This is a genomic window from Streptomyces sp. Qhu_M48 (genome assembly GCF_051305195.1).
GTDB lineage: Bacteria > Actinomycetota > Actinomycetes > Streptomycetales > Streptomycetaceae > Streptomyces.
The window spans coordinates 5,851,801-5,873,961 of record NZ_CP195432.1; the positions used below are offsets into that span (position 1 = coordinate 5,851,801).

Sequence of the window (22,161 nt, forward strand, 5' to 3'; positions counted from 1 at the left end):
GTGTTTCGCCGTTGTCGCCGGAGAACTCTGCGTCGGCAGTGCGGCCGGGCGGGCCGGGCAGCGTCAGAAATACTGCTGCACATGAACGATTCCCCACCCACCGGCACGTCCGGCAAGTTCGGTCTGTCGCGACGGCTGGTTCCCATGACCGGCCGTGACCCGGAAGAGCACGGGCGGACCGCCTCGCCGTTGGAGCTGCTGTTCGACCTGACCTTCGTGGTAGCCGTCGGTACGGCGGCGTTCCAGTTCGCCGAGATGGTCGCCGAGGGGCATGCCGGCCAGGCGGTCATCGCGTTCGTCCTGGCGATGTTCGCGATCAGCATCGCCTGGATCAGCTTCAGCTGGTTCGCCTCCGCGTTCGCCACCGATGACTGGCTCTACCGGGCCGTGACGATGCTGCAGATGATCGGCGTCGTCGTGTTCTCGCTCGGCCTGCCCGCGATGTTCCACTCCGTCGAGGAGGGCGGTCACCTCGAACTGCGTGCCATGGTCATCGGCTACGTCGTGATGCGGATCGCGATGGTGCTCCAGTGGTGGCGTGCCGCCCGCCAGTCCCCGTCGTTCCACGACGTGGGCATGGCCAACATCCGCTGGACGGTGATCGTCCAGGCCGGTTGGATCGTCGTGGCCTTCGTCCACATGCCGATCGGCGTCGCCTTCGCCGCGTTCGGCGTCCTGGGCGCCCTCGAACTCGTCCTGCCAGTGCTTACGCAGGGCTCCGCGGGCGGCACCCCCTGGCACCCGCACCACGTCGCCGAACGATACGGACTCTTCGCGATCATCGTCCTCGGCGAGGGCGTCGTCGGTACGGTCGCCTCGTCCGGAGACCTCCTGGGAGGCGGGGACGGCACACACTGGACCTGGAACGCGACCGCCGTCGTCATCGCCGGTGTCGGTCTGACCTTCGGCATGTGGTGGATGTACTTCCTGACGCCGTTCGGCGACATCCTGGTGCACCGCCGCAGCCGCGGATACCTCTTCGGCTACGGCCACATCCCCCTGTTCATCGGCGTCGCCGGGGCCGGCGCCGGGCTGCACGTGGCGGGCCTGTACATGGAACACCACGCCAAGATCTCCGGCACCGCCGTCGTCCTCGCCCTCGCTCTCCCCGTCGGCCTCTACATGCTGATGGTCTACCTCCTGCACAGCCTGCTGCTGTCCACGGCAGACCGCTTCCACATCCTTCTGATCGCCCTCACCATCGCCGTACTGCTCACGGCAGTCCTCCTGGCCGCCGCCGGCGTGGCCATCGCGGTGTGCCTGCTCGTGGTCATGCTCGCGCCCTTCGTCACCGTGATCGGCTACGAGACGATCGGCCATCGCCACCAACAGCAGATGCTCGAAGAACTCGGTACGCAGTAGGCATCGGCGGGGACCACGGTCGGTGCAGCTGACCGGTTTCACGGGCCGCCAGCGCGGCGCGACCGTCCGGGCCCTGCTCGCCGGGTACCCGCCGCGGCGCGCAGGTCCGGAAAGATCCCGGAGACGAAGGAGCAGTACGGGGGCTGGTGCCGTGGCGGGTACGAGATCAAGCTCGTCGACATCCCCGCCTGGCGCCTGGCGGCCCTCGAACCCGTCCCTGTTCCCACGCGGCTCACGCGGCCACACAGCGCGGTACGGGCAACGCAGAACGAAACCCAGGCGCCGGGCCTGACCAAGCCGGTCCAAGGACGCGCCCTCAGGCTTATCCAGGCGCTGATCACCGCCACCGAGAACGCAGGACACTCCGGAGATCACCTTCGCGGTGTAGCCGCCGACGCAGACGTCTCGGCGAGATCGAAGCAGCGCGTCAGAAACGCGTCCGCCGGGAAGCCGCCATGGAAGAAGCGCGCGTCCAGTACGCCGAGGCGTACCGCGTCAGGCACTTCGAGGCGCAGGAAGCCGCACGGCGCCACGCCATCCGACTGACGGAGTACGTGAGCGCCGTACGCACCCTGGTCGAGGCCATGCCCCCAGGCCAGACCGGGAGCGTCCGCTTCAGGGCACGGCACTCCTGGCGACTGGCGGCGTCGCAACAACCGCTGGAACCTCAGCACTGCGCTGGGGAGCAGCCCGAGCACCGCACCCTGACGCGCGAGCTGAACCGGTGGGGCACGTCTCCGCGCACGGAGCTTCGGAGCCGCCGGGCCTCAGTCGGTGGAGTCCAGGACTTCATAGACATGCCTGATGTAGCTGTGGGTGCGCTCCGAGCCGAGGATTCCGTCGCCCAGCCGGTTCATCGTGTACGAGAACGTGACGCGCCGGTCGAGGTCCATCATGACGATCGAACCGCCCCTGCCGACCCAGAAGCAGACCCTTCCGGTGGGCATGTGCGGCATCGTCCTCGCATCGGCGAGCGCGAAGCCGATGCCCCAGCGCACGGGAACACCCAGGAACAGGTCGACCCCGTCCGCTTGTACGTCGAGGACCTTCTCCACCGTCTCCTCGGAGAGGAGACGGTGGCCGTTCACCTGGCCGCGTCGTGAGATCACCGAGAGGGCGCGGGCCATGCCTCGTGCGTTGCCGTGTCCGTTGACGGCGCCGAGTTCGGCACGGCGCCACTGCGGGGTGTCGACATGCTCGTCCCTGGCGGGACTTCCGAGCAAGGTCTTGGTGAAGATCCCCTCGGGATCGAGGCCGGCGGGTATCCCGGAGAGCTGCGACGGGGCCACCAGCTCGGCGATGCGCGACCAGTCGGCCTGCCGCGCACCGATCTGGACGTCGGCTTGCGCCGGCTTGGCGATCTCCGTGTCGACGAACTCGGTCAGGGTACGGCCGCTGACCCGCCGGACGAGCTCCCCCACGAGCTGTCCCTGAGTCTGCACGTGATAGCCCGAGGCGCTGCCCGGCTCCCACCAGGGCGCCTGCGCGGCCAGCCGGGCGCTCGCGGTCGCCCAGTCGTACAGATCGTCCATGGTGAAGGGCTGCTGCCAGCCGGAGAGCCCCGAGGTGTGTGCCAGGACATGCCGCACTTCGATGTCCTGCTTGCCCTGAGCAGCGAATTCGGGCCAGTAGTGGGCGACCGGGCGGTGGAGATCCAGGGCCCCCCGGTCGACGAGGACGAGGGCCGCCAGACTGCTCAGGGTCTTGGTGGTCGACCACAGGTTGACCAATGTGTCCTGGCGCCACGGAACGGTCCGCGCTTCATCGGCGTGCCCACCCCACAGATCGACTTCCATGACGCCGTCGACATCGACGGCGATCGACGCCCCCACCTCCTCTCCGGACTCCAGGTGCGCGGCCAGCGCAGCTCGGACCGGTTCGAACCGAGCGGTGCTCGTTCCTTCGACATCGACCATGTCTTCTCTCCCCTTCTGACGACGACCGTCCGATCGGTCAACGGAACGAATGTCACGCTGGTTCACGCGTCGCCGCAGGTGAGGGGCATCTGTCTGGTGGATGCCCTTCCGGCAGGAGACCACCTCTGGGGATCATCTGCAGGGCTCCGGCGTGCCCTGCGACGCCGCCGACGCGAGCGGGCCGCGTACCCATGGGTTCTCCACAGGCCGCTCGGCGCGCAGGCTCGCGGTCAGCAGCGCCGGTATCGGCCGGCTACCGGTTCGTCGCAGGGCGGGCGGAGGAGGAAGCCGTCCGGCGCATGGCCGCAGGCGAGTTCATCACGCCGAGTGGCGTCCTGCTAATGTCCTGTCCGCTATGCGGGTAGCGGACGACGGGGTCCTCGCCGCTCCGATCACCTCACCGCCCCCCATCTCGGCGGACAGGTCACCGCGACGAGAGTCGCGCGGGCTCGGTTTTCGTCACAGCGGCAGCGGGTCGTCCACCCTTCCGGGGGTCATGGTCATGTGTGCTTCCGATGGTGGCGCCTCGAGCGGAGTTCTTGGTGGGTACGGTGACGGCTTCAGGGCAGGATCTCGACTTCGGGCTGCTGGGGCCGCTGGTGGTACGGCGGGCGGGCTCGGTCCTCGATCCGGGCCGGCGCAGGCAGCGCCTGCTGCTGGTGCGCCTGCTGCTCGCCGACGGCCGGGCGGTCGCCCCGCAGACGCTGTGCGAGGAACTGTGGCCGCAGCAGCCGGGACGGACGCCGGGCGGAGCGATGGCCTCCCTGCACGCCCACGTCAGCAAGGTACGCGCAGTCCTGGAACCCCGGCGGCTGCGCCGAAAGGGCATCTGCGAGGTACTGGTCACCGAACCCCTGGGCTACGCCCTGCGGGTGCCGCCCGAGAGCCGTGACACCGTGCGCTTCGAGCGGGCCCTTGCCCAGGCACACCGGTTCATGGATCAGGGCCGGCCCGAACGCGTCGTGGAGGAGACCCTAAAAGCCCTGGAGATGTGGCGCGGCACCGCGTTCGCCGACGCCGCGCACTACCTGTTCGCCGTCAACGAGGCAGCACGCCTGGAAGAACTGCGGCAGACCACCCGCGAGATCCGTACCACTGCCCTGCTCCTGCAAGGACGGAACAGCGAGGCCCTGGACGCGGCCCAGGAAATGACCGCAGAGCATCCCCTGCGGGAAACCGGCTGGGCCCTGCTGCTGCGCGCCCTGTACCTGGCCGGTCGGCACCCCGAAGCGCTTCAGCGCTATACCGACCTGCGCCGGCACCTCGCCGACGAACTCGGCCTGGAACCCGGCCCATCCCTACGCGCACTGCACCACGGCATCCTCCACCACGACCTGCCACCCCTTCACTCAGCCGATGAGCTGAACAGGTTCGGCGCGGCATCTGTCTCCGGCGGGGGTACCGGACACGGGCGCGCTCCGCTCGGGCCGACCGCGTCCGGGACGCCTGAGGAGGACGAGGCGACCGCCCCCCTCGGCCCGGCAGACGACGAACCGGCCGACGCCGCCGATCGGTCCGATGCGAGTCGCGAACAGGCCGCGGATCTCGAGGGAGTCGCGTCGCCGCCCAGGACGCGTCCGGCACAACTGCCGCGCAGCCTGACGGTGTTCGCGGGGCGGGAGGCCGAGGGCGCGTGGCTGTCGGCCGTGAGCGGTGCACCGGGCCGCCCCGGAACGGCTGCCGCCTCTCCCGTCGTCATCAGCGGTGCTCCCGGTGTCGGCAAGACCACCTTCGCCGTCCACCACGCCCACCGCATCGCCTCCTCCTTCCCCGACGGACAGCTTTTCGTCAACCTGTGCGGATTCCATCCCCACGCGCCCGCCGTCGAACCCGGCAACGCCCTGCACGGCTTCCTGACCGCCCTCGGCGTTCCCGCCCAGCACATCCCCGAGGACACCCCGGGCCGCAGCACGCTCTTCCGCAGCCTCCTCGCCGACCGGCAGATCCTCCTCGTCCTGGACAACGCCCGCGACGAGCAACAAGTGCGCCCCCTGCTCCCAGGCGGAGCGGGCTGCCTCACACTGATCACCAGCCGCAACCAGCTTCCCGGACTGATCACCACCGACGGCGCCAGACCCCTCACCCTTCCCCTGCCCTCACAGGCGGAGGCCCACCAAGCCCTCGAGCGACGCCTGGGCACCGAACGACTGGCCGCCGAGCCCACGGCCGCGGCCGACATCATCCGCCTGTGCGGACGACTGCCCCTGGCCATGGCGGTGGTCGCCGCCCGCGCAGAACTCGATCACTCCTTCCCCCTCCACGCCATCGTCGACGACCTGCGACACACCCACGGCCTGGACGCGTTCACCGGCTTCGACTCCACCACCGACGTACGCGCCGTCTTCTCCTGGTCCTACCAGTCTCTTGACGAGCCCGCGGCCCGGCTCCTCCGCCTCCTGGCCCTGCACCCCGGTCCCCACATCACCGCCCCCGCCGCCGCCAGCCTCGCCGGCCTCCCTCTCCACCGGACACGCCGCGCACTCGCCGGTCTGGTCGGCTCCTGCCTGGTGGAACAACCGCTGCCCGGCCGCTACAGCCTGCACGACCTCCTGCGCGACTACGCCACCGAGCTCACCCACACCCACGACACCGCCCAGGAACGCCACCACGCCACCCTCCGGTCCCTGGACCACTACATGTTCACCGCCCACGAGGCCAACCAGCTCCTCAAACAGGACACACCGCCCGATCTCGACCTCGGTGCGCCCGACCCGGGCGTCACCCCGGAGAACCTCACCACCGTCCAGCAGGCGACCCGATGGCTCGCCGCCGAACACCGGGTGCTGACGGGCCTGCTCCACACCGCCGTCGGCCAGAAGCTGGACCACCACACCACCGGGCTCGCCTGGTCACTCAAGGAATATCTCAATCGCCAGGAATTCTGGCCCGAGGCCATCACCGCGCTGACCCCCGCTCTCGAAGTGGCCCGGCGCCAGAACAACCGCCTCGAAGAAGGACGTTGCCTACGCCACCTCGGCCACATCCACGGCTACCTCGGCCACCAGGAGCAAGCCCTTCACCACCTGCGACGCGCCACCACGATCTTCGAGGAGCTCGACGCGACCGGTGAGCAGGCACGAGCCCACTACGTCACGGCGTGTGCGCTGTTCCTGTTCGGCCGGACCCAGGAGGCCGTGACGTTCTCCGAACGGGGACTGGAGCTGTCCCGGGAGACAGGCGAGGAGTTGTGGTTGGCCGAGTGCCTCGTCGAGCTCGCCTGGTTCCACTCCAACCTGGGGCACCTCGAGAAAAGCCTTCAGTACAGCGAGGAGGGCATCGCCTTGTTCCAGCGCCTCGGCGCGCCGTGGCAGCTGGCCCAGGCATGGGACATCCTGGGCCACAACCTCCGCATGCTCGGCCGTTACGAGGAATCGGTGGCCACCTACCAGCGGGCGACGCGGGCGTTCGAGGAACTGGGCGACCACAGGAACGCCATCGGCACACTGATGCGGCTCGGCGACACCCGGCTGGCCCAGGGCGACCGGGAAGGCGCACGGACGGACTGGGTCCAAGCCCTCGAAAGCGCCGACGAGCGAGCCATGTCCCACAGTGCCCAGCAGGTCCGTGACCGGCTCACCGCCCTGGACATGGACACGGACCCCGCGCCACCCTTCCCGGAGAGGGCGGAGGGGAGCCATCGGCTCCCGGTCCCGAGGAATGGCGACCCTGTGCGTCAGGACTCCGAGCGGGACGGTTCGGCGGATGGTCGCTCGTCCGCCATCCGCTGAGTTCCAGCCGGCCCACGAGGTTTCTTCCAGAACAGCGCCCCGTCACCGTCGAACGGTGACGGGGCGCCTGCGGGTCGCCATCCGGCCGGTGAGAGGCCGGACTCTGCCCCTACTTGGCGAGGAAGGCGAGGAGGGCGTCGGTGACCTCCTGGGCGTGGGTCCACAGCAGGCCGTGCGGGGCGCCCTCGACGACGACGTAGTCGGCCTGCGGGAGCGCCTTGCGGAAGAGCTCGCCAGTGGCCTCGATGGGCAGGATGCGGTCGGCGGTGCCGTGCAGGATCAGTGCCGGCACGTCGATCTTCCGGATGTCGGCGCGGAAGTCGGTGGTCCACGTGGAGACGCAGGCCAGCGAGGCGTACCAGGAGGCGCCGGCGGCCACGTTCCAGCTGTTGCGGACGGCCTCCTCGCTGATCCGGGTGCCGAGGTTCTCGTCCAGGTTGTAGAAGTCCTGGTAGAACGCGCTGAAGTAGGCGTACCGGTCGTCGGTGACGGCCTGCTTGATGCCCTCGAAGACGCTCCCGTCGACGCCTTCGGGGTTGTCGTCGGTCTTGAGCAGGAACGGCTCCAGCGAGGCGAGGAAGGCGGCCTTGGCGACCCGGGCGGAGCCGTAGGCGCCGAGGTAGCGGCCGACTTCGCCGGTGCCCATGGAGAAGCCGACGAGGACGGCGTCGTGGAGGTCGAGGGTCTCCATGACGGTGTTCAGGTCGGCGGCGAAGGTGTCGTAGTCGTAGCCGGTGGTGGGCTGGCTGGAGCGGCCGAATCCGCGCCGGTCGTAGGTGATGACCCGGTGACCGGCCTCCAGCAGGGCCGCGGCCTGCTTCTCCCAGGAGTGGCCGTCGAGCGGGTAGCCGTGGATCAGCACGACCGGCTGCCCGGTGCCGTGGTCCTCGTAGTAGAGGTCGATGGTGGTGGTGTTCTCCTGGCCGACGGTGATGAACGGCATGGTGGTTGCTGCCTCTCGATGGGGTTTGTGGTGCGAGGTGTTGGCCCGGGTGCGGTCGGCGGTCCGTACCGCCATTGGCCCGGGGTGTCCGGCGTCGGCACCTCGTCGCCCGGGAAACGGTGACGGGGTGAGCGCGGTTCACGGTCTGGCCGAAAAGGGACTACTGACGCGGCCAGAAGGCAGGGGGCTTCGGTGGCCTCCTGGGCGCGGATCCGCAGCGGGCCCTGCGGGGGCGTACTCGACCGGGCACTCGGCCCGCGGAAACGCCCGTCGGAGCGGCTCCCCTGTCTGGATCGACAGGTCCCGGTCAGCGGACCGAACGGGCCGCCTTCTCCACGATGCGGGCGACGGCGTCGGGACGCGAGACGGTCACCGCGTGCGAGGCGTCGATCTCGGTCGTGCGGGCGTGTGCCCTGGCCGACATGAAGCGCTGGGCCGCCACGGGGATGTTCCTGTCCTCAGTGGTGACCAGCGACCAGGAGGGAATCGTCTTCCAGGCGGCACGGGTGGAGTTCTCCTCCAGCGCGGCGGCGGCGATCGGACGCTGGCCGGTGGCCATGAGCCTCGCCTTGTCCGCAGGGACGTCCGCGGCGAACTGCTGGTGGAACTTGTCCGGCTTGATGAAGACGTCGGCTCCCGAGGCTCCGCCGGGAAGCGTGTAGTTCACCGGGGCGATGACCTGACCGAGGGTGCTGCCGGGGAACTTGTTCGTCAGCCCCAGCGAGCTCTCGCCCGTGTCGGGCAGGAACGCGGCGATGTAGACGAGCGCCTTGACCTTTTCCTCCAGGCCCGTGGCGGCCTGGCTGATGACGGTGCCTCCGTAGGAATGGCCGACCAGGACCACCGGGCCGTCGATGTGCTCGACGACGCTGCGCAGGTAGGCGGCGTCGACGGCCGGTCCGCGTAGCGGGTTGGCGGCGGCCACCACCGGGTAGCCGGCCCGCTGCAGCCGCTCGACGACTCCGTCCCAGCTGGAGGCGTCGGCGAACGCCCCGTGCTCCAGCACGATCGTCGGCCGGACCGGCTGGCGGGGCGTCGCGTCGGCCGTGCCGGGCAGGGTGACGGCCGTGACGGAAAGGCCCACGGCCGCGACGCCGAGCAGGGTGACCAGACGGGCGGGCCTGGTCGGTCGGGTGGTACGCATCTTCGATGTCCTTCTTCATGAGGTTGTCGCCCTGGTGGGGCGGGGCCGGCCGGACGAACCCGGCTCCGACGAGAAACACGGCACAGCTTTGAGCTGCGGGCAGTTGAATTGCGTGCAGCTGAAATGGGCGTGAAGGTCCCGTCCTGACTGATCGAACGGTGGCGGCCCGGGACCCGAACGGCTCTGCCGCCCTGCCGGCTGCCGCCACAACAGCCGACAGGGCTGACGTCCGGTCAGGGCTCTCATGTGCCCGGACGTCACTGCTTCCTACGAGCAATCCCGCACCGCGGTTCACCGACGGTGGTGATCTCGGCGACCGGCAGGTCGGCCGGGCCGGCCTTCGGATCCGCCCGACCCGCTTCCGCCCGGGCCACCGCTCTCCGGGCGGCACGGGCACCGGACGGAGGCATCAGGCGCCCGGGGGTCGACGGGTGACGTCGAGCGTGGCCGCGCGGGGAACGAACTTCGTGCCGCCGTCCTTCGCGGTCACCAGTACCGACACATGCCAGGCGCCGTCCGCCGCTGCGCGGTGGGGGTGAGCCGGGCGCGTCGTCATGACGGCGGACGGCGCTCGGGGCGGCCCGTCGGATCCGGCCGCCCATGCTCGGCATCGCCTGTCGCCGGGCTGCCGCGACGGCCGTCACGGCCATTCCGTAGGTACGGGCTCGGCGCCCATGTCCCGATCCCCGGGGCCGGGAGTGTCGCTCCGGGCCCCGGAGAGGGCGGTGACTACTTCTTGAGCCTCTCGTGCACCTCGACGGCTGTCATCAGGTGGCCGACGGCGTTGGGGTGGGCGGATCCGGACGTCCGCGGCAGCAGCGGGTTGATCCATTGCCCGGACGGGGCCCGGCACATGTCGTGGCCCCGAAACACCGTAGAGGTGTCGACGAACTCGGCCTGCCTCAGGAGAGCCGACATCTCCAGCATGAGGTTCAGCCGGTTCGTGGTCTGGTGGAGCCAGGTGACGTCACCCTTGGCCAGCGGCACCGAGGAACCGCAGGCGCTCCCGTCGGCGGGGAACGGGTTGGGGTACCCGACCACGACGACACGCGCCCGGGGGCTGCGCCGCTTGATGTCGGTGAGCATGTCGGGCAGACGCGTGCTCAGCCTCGCGAAGCCCGCGTCGACCTCCTTGGCCGCCACGTCCCGGCAAGGAGTTCCCTCCCTGGTGGTGAGCCCGGCCAGGACGCATCTGGTGAGCACGTCGGAGAAGCCGAGGTCGTTGCCGCCGAGCGTGACGGTCACCAGGTCGGTGTCCTGGGTGAGGGCGTTGACCTGGGGTGCGGCCGACCCCTCGTGGTTCCACAACGAGCGCGTGGTGGCTCCGCCGCACGTGACGTCCTTGAAGACGGCGGGCTTGTACGTCTCGGCGACCCACGCCGGGTAGCTGCCCGTGGAGCGCATGCACGTCGCGTCCGTCTGCCCGGGCAGGCCTGTTCCTGCGGCGTAGGAGTCACCGAGGGCGACGTAGTGCTTGAAGGATCCCTGCCCGGAGACGTCGGTCGCGGCGGCCGGAGCGGCCCCTGACGTCAGCAGCGAGGCGGTGAGGGCAGCGGCCGTGACCACCCCTCCGCGGATCTTCGAGTACGGGTGAGAATGAGCCATGAAGTCTCCTTGAAGCGGAAAGAGGCCGCACGAGTCGGCGGCCCGTCCTTGGGCACGCGACGCGTACGGACGTGTCCTTCGCCTCTACGGCCGCGGCACGCGCCGGGTTCAGGTGTGGCGAACTCCCTGCGCCACTACGCCCTTCTCCGCCAACAGCCATCCCGGGTAGGGCCGTTCTCCAAGAAATCACCTGCTGCCGGACCATGGCCCGAAGATGCCGGCGCCTTCGTGATCCCCTTCAGTTCGGCACGGCACCCGGCGATCCTGCGGCCGACGACCGGACGCACGGCATCCGACCTCCGGCGGACGTGCTCCTCCGTGTACGGGTGGGACCGGTGCTGCGGGCGCTACGGCCGGAGAAGGCGTCCCCCGCAGTGTTGCGTCGTCCCGCCCGCGCAGCCCTTCAAACCGGTTGACGCCCTGCTAATGTCCCGATCGGTAGGCGGGAGGCGGACGACGGGGTCCCTCCGCTCCGATCACCCGCACCGCTCCTCGTTCTCCGTTCCGGCGAACTGTGCGGACGCGGCAGAGGCGGCAGCGGTCGTGTGGGCGCGAACGGGGTGGCGTCCGGTGTGGGTCATCGCGCCCACGGCGCATCTGCCCGCACGCGAGCGAACCGGTGGTCCGCGCGGGAGCGGACCGCTCATACGCCTACGCACATGTGCGTGTGAGGAGCGCCGCCGTCGGGCGGCCCTTCCGGGGATACGGTGACAGCTGTGGGGGAGTCGCTCGACTTCGCGGTCCTGGGTCCGCTGCTGGTGCGGCGGGCGGGCGCGGTGCTGGGCATGGGGCGGCGCAGGCAGCGACTGCTGCTGATCCGACTCCTGCTCGCCGAAGGCCATGCGGTCGCTCCCGAGACGCTGTGCGAGGAATTGTGGCCGCGGCAGCCAGGGCGGGCGCCGGGTGGGGCGTTGGCGTCCCTGCACGCCCACGTCAGCAAGATCCGCGCGATTCTGGAACCCCGGCATCTGCGCGGGCGGCGCTCGTTCGAAGTGCTGGTCACCGAGCCCTTGGGCTACGCCCTGCGCATCCCGCCGGACAGCCGGGACACCGTGCGCTTCGAACGAGCCCTGGCCCAGGCGCGCCGGTCGATGGACCGAGGCCGGTCCTCGCGCGTCGTGGAGGAGACCGACAGGGCTCTGGAGATGTGGCGCGGTGCCGCGCTCGCCGACGCCGCCCCCTATCTGTTCGCCACTCCTGAGACCGCCCGCCTGGAGGAACTGCGACAGTCCGCCCGGGAGCTCCGCACCACCGCCCTGCTCCTGGACGGACAGACGCAGAGGGCCGTGGACGCCGCGCGGGAACTGACGACGCAGCACCCGTTGCGGGAAACCGGCTGGGCTCTGCTGTTGCGCGCCCTGTACCTGGCCGGCAGGCACCCCGAGGCGCTGCAGCGTTATACGGACCTGTGCGGACACCTCTCGGACGAACTCGGCCTCGAACCCGGACCCTCGCTGCGCGCCCTGCACCACGGCATCCTCCACCACGACCTGCCACCTCTGCGCTCGACCGACACGGCGAACACGACGGGCACGGCGACCGCCCTCGCGGGCGGCCGTGGTCCAGGTCGTCCGGCCGGGAGCGAGGCCGTGGACGACCAGGAGGAGACGGCATCCGGCGGCGCACTGCCGGCAGGCGCGGCCCACGATGTCACGCGGTCCGGGCCGACCACCGGCGTGACACCGTCCGGTGCGAGGAGAGAACCGGCCGCGGGCGACGGCGGGAGCGGCTCTCCACGGGCGGTACGTCCGGCGCAGTTGCCCAGTGATCTGGCGGTGTTCGCGGGGCGGGAGACGGAGGGCGCATGGCTGTCCGCCGTGAGCGGAGACCCAGGTCCGGCCGGTGCTCCCGTCGTCGTCATCGGCGGTGCTCCCGGTGTCGGCAAGACCACCTTCGCCGTCCACCACGCCCACCAGATCGCCTCCTCCTTCCCCGACGGTCAGCTCTTCGTCAACCTGTACGGATTCCACCCCCACGCACCCGCCGTCGAACCCGGTGACGCCCTGCACGGTTTCCTCACCGCCCTCGGCGTCCCCGCCCAGGACATCCCCGAGGACACCCCCGGCCGCAGCACACTCTTCCGCAGCCTCCTCGCCGACCGACGGATCCTCCTCGTCCTGGACAACGCCCGCGAAGAACAGCAGGTCCGTCCCCTGCTGCCCGCCGGCGACGGCTGCTTCACCCTGATCACCAGCCGCAACCAACTCACCGGCCTGATCGCGTCGGAAGGCGCCAAACCCCTCACCCTCGCACTGCCCTCTCAGTCCGAGGCCCACGAGACGCTGGCACGGCGGCTGGGGACGGAACGGCTCGCCGCCGAGCCCGCCGCCGCGGCCGACATCATCCGCCTGTGCGGACGACTGCCCCTGGCGCTGGCCGTGGCCGCCGCCCACGCCGAGTACGAACCCGCCTTCCCCCTCCGCGCCATCGCCGACGACCTGCGGGCGCACAGCGGCCTGGACGCGTTCACCGCCTCCGACGCCACCACCGACGTCCGCGCCGTGTTCTCCTGGTCCTACCGGTCCCTGGACGGATCCGCCGCACGCCTCTTCCGCCTCCTCGCCCTCCACCCCGGCCCCCACATCACCGCCCCGGCCGCCGCCGGCCTCACCGCACTCCCCCTCCACCGGACACGCCGTCTCCTCGCCGACCTGACCCGGTCCTGCCTCGTCGAACAGCCGCTGCCCGGCCGCTACACCCTCCACGACCTGCTGCGCGGCTACGCCACCGAACTCACCCACACCCACGACGACACCGACGAACGCCACGCCGCCACCCTCCGGGTCCTGGACCACCACATGTTCACGGCCTACGAAGCCAACCTGCTGTTCAGGCAGGACTCACTGCCCGGACTCGACCTCGGCTCCCCCAGCGCGGGCGTCGTCCCGGAGACGTTCACCACCATCGAACAGGCACGCCGATGGTTCACCGCCGAACACCGGGTACTGGCCGGCCTGCTGCAGACCGCCGTCAGCCAGAAGCTGGACCACCGGATCACCGGCCTCGCGTGGACGCTGAATCAGCACCTGCACCGCCAGGAGTACTGGCCCGAAGCGATCTCCACACTGACCCCCGCCCTGGAAGTGGCACAGCGCCAGGGCGACCGTTTGGAGGAGGCGCGCTGCCTGCGCCACCTCGGCAGCCTCCACATCTGCCTGGACCACCGGAGGCGGGCTCTGGATCACCTGGAACGTGCCTGCGCCCTCTTCGAGGAACTCGGCGTGGCCGGCGAACAGGTTCGCGCCGTGTTCGTGACGGCGATGGGCTTCTTCCGGTTCGGCCGGCACCAGGAGGCCTTGGCACTCGCCGAGCAGGGACTCGCGCTGGCCCGATCGACGGGGAACCCGCTCTGGACGGCCGAGTGCCTCAACGGGCTCTCCTGGCTGCACTCCAGCATGGGGCGGCCCGGGAGGGGCCTCGTGTACGGCGAGGAGGCCATCGCCCTCTACCAGCGCCTGGACGCCCCGTGGCAGGAGGCCCAGTGCTGGGACAGCGTGGCCTACTCCCTCCATCGCCTCGGCCGGTACGAGGAGGCGGCGGCCACCTACCTGCGGGCGCTGGACGCCTTCGAGGAACTGGAGGACCACAAGAACGTGGTCGGCTCGCTGATGCGACGGGGCGACACCCGTCTGGCCATGGGCGACCGGGAGGCCGCACGCACGGACTGGGTCGACGCGCTCGCCGTCGCCGAACGACATGATCTGTCCTACAGCGCCCGGGAGATCCGAGATCGGCTCACCGCCCTGGACATGGACGCGGGCTCCGTACCCGTCCCGCCCCAGAAGGGCGTCGGCGACCACACGGCGCCGGCTCCGACAGGCACTGATCCTGCGCACCGGTCACCCCAGGCGGAGACTCACCGGTAGTAGGAGCTGTCCCTGTCCGAACTCGGCGAGCCATCGCTTCATCAGGTCCGGCAGGGGCGACACCGCCGACGCGAAATGCCGAGGGGAATCCGGAAGACCGGTGTGTCCTCACACGACCACCTGTTCTCGACGGACGCTCAGGTCGTCATCGACGCCGAACTCGTCGGCTCGCTACGCGCACGCCCTGATCCGGTCGTTCCCGTCGGGTCCGGAACCCTGAGCTCCGTCGGCGACGCGGAGCGCCCCCTGGCGGATACGACGACGCGCCGGGAGCGGGCGGCACGGGTCGGCAAGCGGGCGCGACAAGGAGACGACAAGGTTTGGCGAAGGGGTCCCGCCGAGTGTTGAGCCACTCACCCGCGCAAGTGGGAGAGCACGCCACGGAACACTTGAAAAGAATTGAGCACCACCCATGAACGGGACCCTGGAGGCGGGGACGGCCGCCCTCGCTCCGACCCGGGCACATGCCCGGCACGTCGCTTCGGACGCCGACTGCGACGCCTTCGTACGAGACATCTACGAGCAGTACGGCCCTCTGCTCGTCCGGTACGCCGCGCGGTTGCTGGACGGCGACTGGCACAGGGCTGAGGACATCCTCCAGGAGACCGCGGCGCGCGCCTGGAAACACGCGCGGTTCCTGAGCACCCGCGGCGAACACATCCGGCCGTGGCTGTTCACCGTGGCCAGGAACCTGGTCATCGACCACCACCGGGCGCGGGCGGTCCGGCCGCTGGATCTGATGGCGGTCGAGGATCTGGACGCCTCCTGGGACGGCACGGAGTCCACGATCACCTCCCACGCGGTGCGGGAGGCACTGCGGGAGCTGAAGGAACAGCACCGGACCGTCATCCGCCTTATGTACTCCCTGGAATGCAGCGTGGCCCAGGCGGCCGAGCACCTCGGCATCCCGCCCGGCACCGTCAAGAGCCGTGCCTTCTACGCCGTACGGGCGCTGCGCAAGTCCTTGGAGAAGCAGGGCGTACTCGGCGTGTAGTCACGGCACGGGCGGGCGATGCCGGCCCGGTCATCCACGGTCCGCGTCGCCGCCGGACGGGCCCTGACGTCACCGTCCCGTCCGGTGCCGCTCCCCGGGCGGTTCCGATCCGCCCCGGGGTGACATTCCGAACGGGCAGGGCGGGGCGGAACACCTCAGAAGTCGGGACGTTCCACTGGTGCCGGCTCGAGCCGAGGCCTCAGGAGACGCGGTGCCGTCTTTCGGGAACCCTGCCCTGTCCACCGCGCACGTCCCCCGCCGCACCCCGCCATCCCCGACAGGTCGGCATGTCGGGGATGGTCCGTCGCCACCGAAGGCGAGGGGAGGAACCCGGAGAGTCCGGTCTCACGGCGATGGCGCATGAACTCGTCAGGCACTGCTGCCGGGCTCCACCCACCTGGTGGGGATCGTGAACCGCCCTGGAGGGTTCCGCACGGAAAGCAGTGACACCAGGCACTGATACGCCCTTGTCGTCTTGCCCTGCTTCTGTGCGGAGCCGTTCGACGACATGGGCGTATCAGTGATCAGCCCACTACGGACCGGCGCGCGACCAACGGCGCACGAGGTCGACACGCAGACCCGATACGCCCGTCGTCTTCTTCGCCCGCCCTCGCCGTCCAACCTCGTCAGGCCCTGTTCTCCGCCTGGAACATCCAGCTCTGCTTCTCCAGTTCGGCCGTCAGCCCGATGAGGAGATCCTGGCTCACGGCGTCCACCGGACCAGTCTCCTCGATCCGCTCCCGCACCCTCCCGATGACCGCGGAGAACGTACGCACCAGGGCACCGACGGCGTCGACGTCCTTCGTCCAGCCTGACGGGAAGGCAGGCACGCCGCTGGTGCCCGCGATGGTGACCGCCCGTCCGTCCGGACTCACTCCCAGCGCAGCCGCGCGTTCGGCCACCGTGTCCGCGTGGTCACGTGCGATCGAGGCAACCTCGTCGAGCTGGACGTGGACTGATCGAAAACGCGGGCCGTACAGGTTCCAGTGCGCCTGCTTGGCCACCAGGGACAGGTCGAGCAGGTCGACCAGGGTCGCCTGGAGGGCCGCGCCGGCGATCTCGCGGTCGCCCTCCGGCAGCGGGCTGTTGATCATCGTCATAGGTCTGGGGTCCTTCGGGAATGGTGTTGGCATCCTGGCAAGGAGGCCGACGGGTTGCCGTCTGGATGAACCGGCCATCGCACGCACCCGCCTGGAGCTCCGTGGCCTCGACGCTATGTACGGCCGCAGGCCCCGAGGGGTTCAGCTCCTCCGGCATACGGTCGTGCATGTCGCACGACGCCCGGTCATCCCCGATGCCGCCGGACCGACCGGCGCGCGCTCCACCGCTTCGGCCACGCGGCACCGGTCACGAGTCCGGCCGTGCTCGAGAACCGCCCTCCGGCCCACCGGAAGCGGCGACGACCTGAAGCCCCGTCTCGAGCGCCGGAGCCCCTGCGGCCCCTGACACAACACACACCGGACACCCGTCACGCACACTCGAAGAAACAGCAGGTCAGGCGTCCTTCTTCACCGGCTCCAGGATCGCCACGCACTCCACGTGGTGCGTCATCGGGAACAGGTCGAACGCGCGCAGGGTCCGGACCTTGTAGCCGCGTTCCGCGAAGTAGGCGATGTCGCGGGCGAGGGCTGCCGGGTCGCAGGCGACGTAGGCGATGCGGCGGGCGCCGAGGCCGGCGAGGTGGTGGACGGTCTGCTTGCCGGCGCCTGCGCGCGGGGGGTCCAGGACGATGAGGTCGACCTCGGTGATGCCCGTGCGTGGGAGGACCGACTCGACCTTGCCCTGTTCGATGCGGACGCGCGGGAAGGCGGCCAGGTTGTGGCGGGCGTCCTCCACCGCGCGCTTGCCGGACTCGATGCCGAGGACCGCGCCCTGGTCGCCGACGCGGTCGGCGAGGGCGCCCGCGAAGAGGCCGACGCCGCAGTAGAGGTCGAGGGCCGTCTCGCCCTTGCGGGGGGTGAGGCCCTGCATGACGGCGAGCATGAGGGTCTGGGCGGCCTTCGGGTGGATCTGCCAGAAGCCGCCGCTGCCGACGCGGTAGGTGCGCTCGTCGGCGCGCTCGCGTACGAAGGCGCGGCCGTGGACGCGGTGGACGCCGCCGTCCTTCTCGTCGACGCGGAGGACGGAGACCGGCTTGTCCAGTTCCACCAGGGGGAGGCGGCCGCCGGGCTTCGGGGTCAGGATGACCTGGCGGTCGTTCGAGCCGGAGGCGGCGATGGCCTCGACGGAGGCCATGCCCGCCCAGTCGCGCTTCTCGACGCCGAGCTCCGAGACGCCCTGTGCCGCGATCATGCAGTGGTCGATGACCTCGACCTCGTGCGAGCGGTGCTTGCGCAGGCCCGCGTTGCCGTCGGCGTCGACCGTGTACTGGACGCGGGTGCGCCACTGCGGGACCTCGCCCGGCGGCAGCTTGTCGCCCTCGGCCGGCATGACGGTGCCGTCCCAGCCGGCCTCCTCCGGGGTGAGCCCGGCCAGGCGCTGGAGCTGTTCCGCGATGACCTCGCCCTTGAGGCGTCGCTGGGCGCCGGGCTTGGCGTGCTGCCAGTCGCAGCCGCCGCACTTGCCCGGGCCCGCGAACGGGCACGGGGCCTCGACGCGGTCCTTGGACGGGTCGATGATCGTGATCGCGTCGGCGCGCAGGAAGCGGGAGGTCTCCTCGCCCTCGGTGACGCGGGCGACGATCCTCTCGCCGGGCAGCGCGTGGCGGACGAAGAGGACGCGGCCCTCCTCGGTGCGGGCGATGCAGTGGCCGCCGTGGGCAACCGGACCGACCTCGACCTCGTACTCTTCCCCGACCAACGACGAAACAGGGGTGTTCTGCATGGTGGGGGGACTCCAAGGGGAAGTGGCGGTGGGCTGCCGTACGGACGGCAGCCCACCAGTCTAGTTGTTCTTGTCCGGTTGTTCTCCGCGAGCGGTTTCTCAGCCGTTCTTCGCCGTCGGTTCCTTGTGGCCCTTCTCGACCGGGCCCCGGCGGACGGAGCCCGGCGCGGTCCACTCCTGGCGCTTCCTGGCCCGCTTCTTCGCGGCCTCGGAGGACTGGAGCTGGTACGGGACCGAGGTCACCATGACGCCGGGGGTGAAGAGCAGCCGGCCCTTGAGGCGCAGGGCGCTCTGGTTGTGCAGCAGGTGCTCGTACCAGTGGCCGACGACGTACTCGGGGATGTAGACGGAGACGGCGTCGCGCGGGCTCTCGCGGCGGATGTTCTTGACGTACTCGATCACCGGGCGGGTGATCTCGCGGTACGGCGAGTCGAGGATCTTGAGCGGGACGTTGATGCCGCGCCGCTCCCACTCCTCCCGGAGCGCCTTCGTCTCGACGGGGTCGACGTTGACGGTCAGCGCCTCCAGCTCGTTCGCGTGCATGAGCTTGGCGTAGGCCAGGGCACGGAGCGTGGGCTTGTGGAGCTTGGAGACGAGGACGATGGAGCGGACCCGGGAGGGGCGTACGTACTCGTCGGGCCGTTCCTCCGCGGCGGCGATCTCGGCGGAGACGGAGTCGTAGTGCCTGCGGATCGCGGACATCGTCCCGTAGAAGATCACCATGCCGAGCAGGGCGACCCAGGCGCCGTGGGTGAACTTGGTGGCGAGGACGACGACGAGGACGAGGCCGGTGAAGAAGGCGCCGAAGGTGTTGATCGCCCGGGAGCGGATCATGTGGCGGCGCTTGGCCGGGTCCTTCTCGGTCTTCAGGTGCCGGTTCCAGTGCCGGACCATGCCGGTCTGGCTGAGGGTGAAGGAGACGAAGACGCCGACGATGTACAGCTGGATCAGCTTCGTCGAGTCGGCTCCGTAGGCCCAGACGAGGAGGGCGGCGGCGCCGGCGAGGAGCACGATGCCGTTGGAGAAGGTGAGGCGGTCGCCGCGGGTGTGCAGCTGGCGCGGCAGGTAGCGGTCCTGGGCGAGGATCGAGCCGAGGAGCGGGAAGCCGTTGTACGCGGTGTTCGCGGCCAGGAAGAGGACGAGCGCGGTGGCGGCGGCGAGGACGACGAACAAGAACGTTCCGTCGCCGAAGACGGCGGCCGCGACCTGGGAGATGACCGGGTCCTGGACGTATCCCTCGCCGACCGGCACACCGTTCAGGAGCAGGTCCTGGGCGGGCTTCTCGGCCATCCGTACGTCGGTGGCGAGGGCCAGGAAGATGATGCCGCAGAACATGGTGACGGCCAGCGCGCCCATGAGCGCGAGCGTGGTGGCCGCGTTCTTGGACTTGGGCTTGCGAAAGGCCGGGACTCCGTTGGAGATCGCCTCGACGCCGGTGAGGGCGGCACAGCCGGAGGAGAAGGCGCGCAGCAGCAGGAAGAAGAGCGCGAAGCCGGCCAGGCCCTGGTGCTCGGGCTTGATCTCGAAGCCGGCGGTGGGGGCCTGCATGGTCTCGTCGAGGACGATCCCCCGGTACGCGCCCCAGGCGATCATCAGGAAGACGCCGGCGACGAAGACGTACGTCGGGATGGCGAAGAGGCTGCCCGACTCCTTCACCCCGCGCAGGTTCATCACCGTGAGCAGCACGATGACGCCCACCGCGCAGAGGACCTTGTGCTCGACGACGAACGGGATGGCCGAGCCGAGGTTCTCGATCCCGGAGGAGATCGACACGGCGACGGTCAGGACGTAGTCGACGAGCAGGGCGCTGGCGACGGTGAGTCCGGCCTTCGGGCCGAGGTTGGTGTTGGCGACCTCGTAGTCGCCGCCGCCGCTCGGGTAGGCGTGGACGTTCTGCCGGTAGGAGGCGACGACCGTGAACATCAGGACGACGACCGCCAGCGCGATCCACGGGCTGAAGTGGTACGCCGACAGACCCGCGATCGACAGGACGAGCAGCACCTCCCCGGGTGCGTACGCCACCGAGGACAGCGGATCGGAGGCGAAGACGGGGAGGGCGATCCGCTTCGAGAGAAGGGTCTCTCCGAGCTTGTCGCTGCGCAGGGCCCGCCCGATCAGGATCCGTTTGGGCACGTCGGTCAGTTTGGACACGGAGAGGATCGTAAGCGTTCGAAAAGAGCCACGCGCACCGGCACCCCCGATCGGCACCGAATCTCCCTCCGTACCACCTCGGATGCGGTCTCGGCCAGCGTTGCCGCTTAAGCTCGGACCGGGTGACCCGGCAGGGTGTTGCCCGCCGCGACCCGGGCGCATTGGGTGAGGAAAGTTGTGAGCAGGGTGTTTTCGCAGGTCAGCAAGGCGATCAGGAGTGCGGGGTAAGGGGACGTGCACATCGTCATCATGGGCTGCGGGCGAGTGGGAGCCGCTCTCGCGCAGACCTTGGAGCAGCAGGGGCACACCGTCGCCGTGGTTGACCAGGACCCGACGGCTTTCCGTCGTCTGGGGTCGGGTTTCGGCGGTCGGCGCGTCACGGGCGTGGGCTTCGACCAGGACACGCTGCGCGAGGCCGGCATCGAGGACGCGGGCGCCTTCGCCGCGGTGAGCAGCGGCGACAACTCGAACATCATCGCGGCGCGGGTCGCGCGCGAGATGTTCGGCATCGAGAACGTGGCGGCGCGGATCTACGACCCGCGTCGCGCCGAGGTCTACCAGCGTCTCGGCATCCCGACCGTCGCGACGGTCCGCTGGACCGCCGACCAGATGCTGCGGCGGCTGCTGCCCTCGGGCGCGGAGCCGCTGTGGCGGGACCCGAGCGGTGGTGTGCAGCTCGCGGAGGTGCACACCACGCCGGCCTGGATCGGCCACAAGGTGAGCCGGCTCCAGGAGGAGACCGGTGTGCGTGTCGCCTTCCTCACCCGGCTGGGCGAGGCGATTCTGCCCACCTCGCAGACGGTGCTCCAGGAGGGTGATCTGGTGCACGTGATGATGCGTACGGACGAGATCGCGAAGGTCGAGGAGGCCTTCGCCGAGGGTCCCGAGGAGGGCGGTCACTGATGCGTGTCGCTATTGCGGGCGCGGGTGCGGTGGGCCGTTCCATCGCGGGCGAGCTCCTGGAGAACGGGCACGAGGTCCTGCTCATCGACAAGGCGCCGACCGCCATCTCGGTGGAACGGGTGCCGCAGGCGGAGTGGCTGCTCGCCGACGCCTGTGAGATCACCTCGCTCGACGAGGCGGCGCTCCAGCGCTGCAACGTGGTGATCGCGGCGACCGGTGACGACAAGGTGAACCTCGTCGTCTCGCTGCTCGCCAAGACCGAGTACGGCGTGCCGCGGGTCGTCGCCCGGGTGAACAACCCGAAGAACGAGTGGCTGTTCAACGAGGCCTGGGGTGTGGACGTGGCCGTCTCGACGCCGCGCCTCATGTCGGCCCTGGTGGAGGAGGCGGTGAGCGTCGGCGACCTGGTCCGGCTGCTGCGCTTCAGCCACGGCGACGCGAACCTGGTCGAGCTGACGCTCCCGCCGGAGTCGGCGGTCGCCGGCACCTCCGTCGGGGACGTTCCCTGGCCGCAGGACACCTCGCTGGTGACGATCATCCGCGGTTCGCGGGTGCTGACGCCGAGCCCCGAGGAGACGCTGGAGGCCGGCGACGAGCTGTTGTTCGTGGCCGCGCAGGCCCGCGAGGAGCAGTTGGAGGACCTGCTGCAGGTCCGCCGCGAGGCCGACTCCGAGGCCTGAGCGCCGCGCGGGAGACACGCGGGAGGGCCCGGACCTGTTCTCAGGT

13 protein-coding genes are annotated in these 22,161 nt (G+C 70.2%); 6 read left to right on the forward strand and 7 right to left on the reverse strand.

The features are described 5' to 3' along the window. The first annotated feature begins 81 nt into the window (after positions 1 to 81). The gene (locus ACRRSS_RS26370; protein ID WP_435973591.1) at positions 82 to 1,362 is read left to right on the forward strand and encodes a low temperature requirement protein A; all 1,281 of its coding nucleotides are present in this window, start codon (positions 82 to 84) and stop codon (positions 1,360 to 1,362) included. A gap of 767 nt (positions 1,363 to 2,129) precedes the next feature. Here the strand turns inward: ACRRSS_RS26370 and ACRRSS_RS26375 are convergent. Continuing rightward, positions 2,130 to 3,278 carry a serine hydrolase domain-containing protein gene (locus ACRRSS_RS26375; RefSeq protein WP_435973592.1) on the reverse strand — a complete coding sequence of 383 codons (1,149 nt, stop codon included), beginning with the start codon at positions 3,276 to 3,278 and terminating at the stop codon, positions 2,130 to 2,132. Positions 3,279 to 3,829: 551 nt separating this feature from the next. Between ACRRSS_RS26375 and ACRRSS_RS26380 the strand changes: the two genes are divergently transcribed. Then, complete coding sequence (locus tag ACRRSS_RS26380; RefSeq protein ID WP_435973593.1) at positions 3,830 to 7,006, forward strand: AfsR/SARP family transcriptional regulator; 3,177 nt, start codon at positions 3,830 to 3,832, stop codon at positions 7,004 to 7,006. Between the two features lie 109 nt (positions 7,007 to 7,115). On the opposite strand, the gene ACRRSS_RS26385 is transcribed toward ACRRSS_RS26380, so the two are convergent. The 3 genes from ACRRSS_RS26385 to ACRRSS_RS26395 all read right to left on the reverse strand — a co-directional run bounded on the left by ACRRSS_RS26385 (position 7,116) and on the right by ACRRSS_RS26395 (position 10,698). Continuing rightward, positions 7,116 to 7,949 (reverse strand): alpha/beta fold hydrolase, encoded by an 834-nt coding sequence (locus ACRRSS_RS26385; protein WP_435975427.1) that lies wholly within the window; start codon positions 7,947 to 7,949, stop codon positions 7,116 to 7,118. 307 nt (positions 7,950 to 8,256) lie between these two features. After that, the gene (locus ACRRSS_RS26390) at positions 8,257 to 9,093 is read right to left on the reverse strand and encodes an alpha/beta fold hydrolase (RefSeq protein WP_435973594.1); all 837 of its coding nucleotides are present in this window, start codon (positions 9,091 to 9,093) and stop codon (positions 8,257 to 8,259) included. 729 nt (positions 9,094 to 9,822) lie between these two features. After that, positions 9,823 to 10,698, reverse strand: coding sequence for an SGNH/GDSL hydrolase family protein (locus ACRRSS_RS26395; RefSeq protein WP_435973595.1), 876 nt, complete (start codon positions 10,696 to 10,698; stop codon positions 9,823 to 9,825). Between the two features lie 716 nt (positions 10,699 to 11,414). Here ACRRSS_RS26395 and ACRRSS_RS26400 point away from each other — a divergent pair. Together ACRRSS_RS26400 and ACRRSS_RS26405 are read left to right on the forward strand one after the other, a co-directional pair. Beyond that, positions 11,415 to 14,564 (forward strand): BTAD domain-containing putative transcriptional regulator, encoded by a 3,150-nt coding sequence (locus ACRRSS_RS26400; RefSeq protein ID WP_435973596.1) that lies wholly within the window; start codon positions 11,415 to 11,417, stop codon positions 14,562 to 14,564. Between the two features lie 412 nt (positions 14,565 to 14,976). Continuing rightward, positions 14,977 to 15,558, forward strand: coding sequence for a sigma-70 family RNA polymerase sigma factor (locus tag ACRRSS_RS26405; protein WP_435973597.1), 582 nt, complete (start codon positions 14,977 to 14,979; stop codon positions 15,556 to 15,558). Between the two features lie 626 nt (positions 15,559 to 16,184). On the opposite strand, the gene ACRRSS_RS26410 is transcribed toward ACRRSS_RS26405, so the two are convergent. The 3 genes from ACRRSS_RS26410 to ACRRSS_RS26420 all read right to left on the reverse strand — a co-directional run bounded on the left by ACRRSS_RS26410 (position 16,185) and on the right by ACRRSS_RS26420 (position 20,532). Beyond that, positions 16,185 to 16,658, reverse strand: a complete 474-nt coding sequence (locus tag ACRRSS_RS26410) for a Dps family protein (protein WP_435973598.1) — start codon at positions 16,656 to 16,658, stop codon at positions 16,185 to 16,187. A 394-nt stretch (positions 16,659 to 17,052) separates the two neighbouring features. Further along, complete coding sequence (locus ACRRSS_RS26415) at positions 17,053 to 18,381, reverse strand: class I SAM-dependent RNA methyltransferase (RefSeq protein WP_435973599.1); 1,329 nt, start codon at positions 18,379 to 18,381, stop codon at positions 17,053 to 17,055. Between the two features lie 99 nt (positions 18,382 to 18,480). Then, positions 18,481 to 20,532, reverse strand: a complete 2,052-nt coding sequence (locus tag ACRRSS_RS26420) for an APC family permease (protein ID WP_435973600.1) — start codon at positions 20,530 to 20,532, stop codon at positions 18,481 to 18,483. Positions 20,533 to 20,766: 234 nt separating this feature from the next. Here ACRRSS_RS26420 and ACRRSS_RS26425 point away from each other — a divergent pair, with 234 nt between their 5' ends. Beyond that, positions 20,767 to 21,435, forward strand: a complete 669-nt coding sequence (locus tag ACRRSS_RS26425) for a potassium channel family protein (protein ID WP_189832557.1) — start codon at positions 20,767 to 20,769, stop codon at positions 21,433 to 21,435. Next, positions 21,435 to 22,115, forward strand: a complete 681-nt coding sequence (locus ACRRSS_RS26430; protein ID WP_351899265.1) for a potassium channel family protein — start codon at positions 21,435 to 21,437, stop codon at positions 22,113 to 22,115. Before ACRRSS_RS26425 ends, ACRRSS_RS26430 begins: the two co-directional genes overlap by 1 nt. The last annotated feature ends 46 nt before the right edge of the window (positions 22,116 to 22,161 follow it).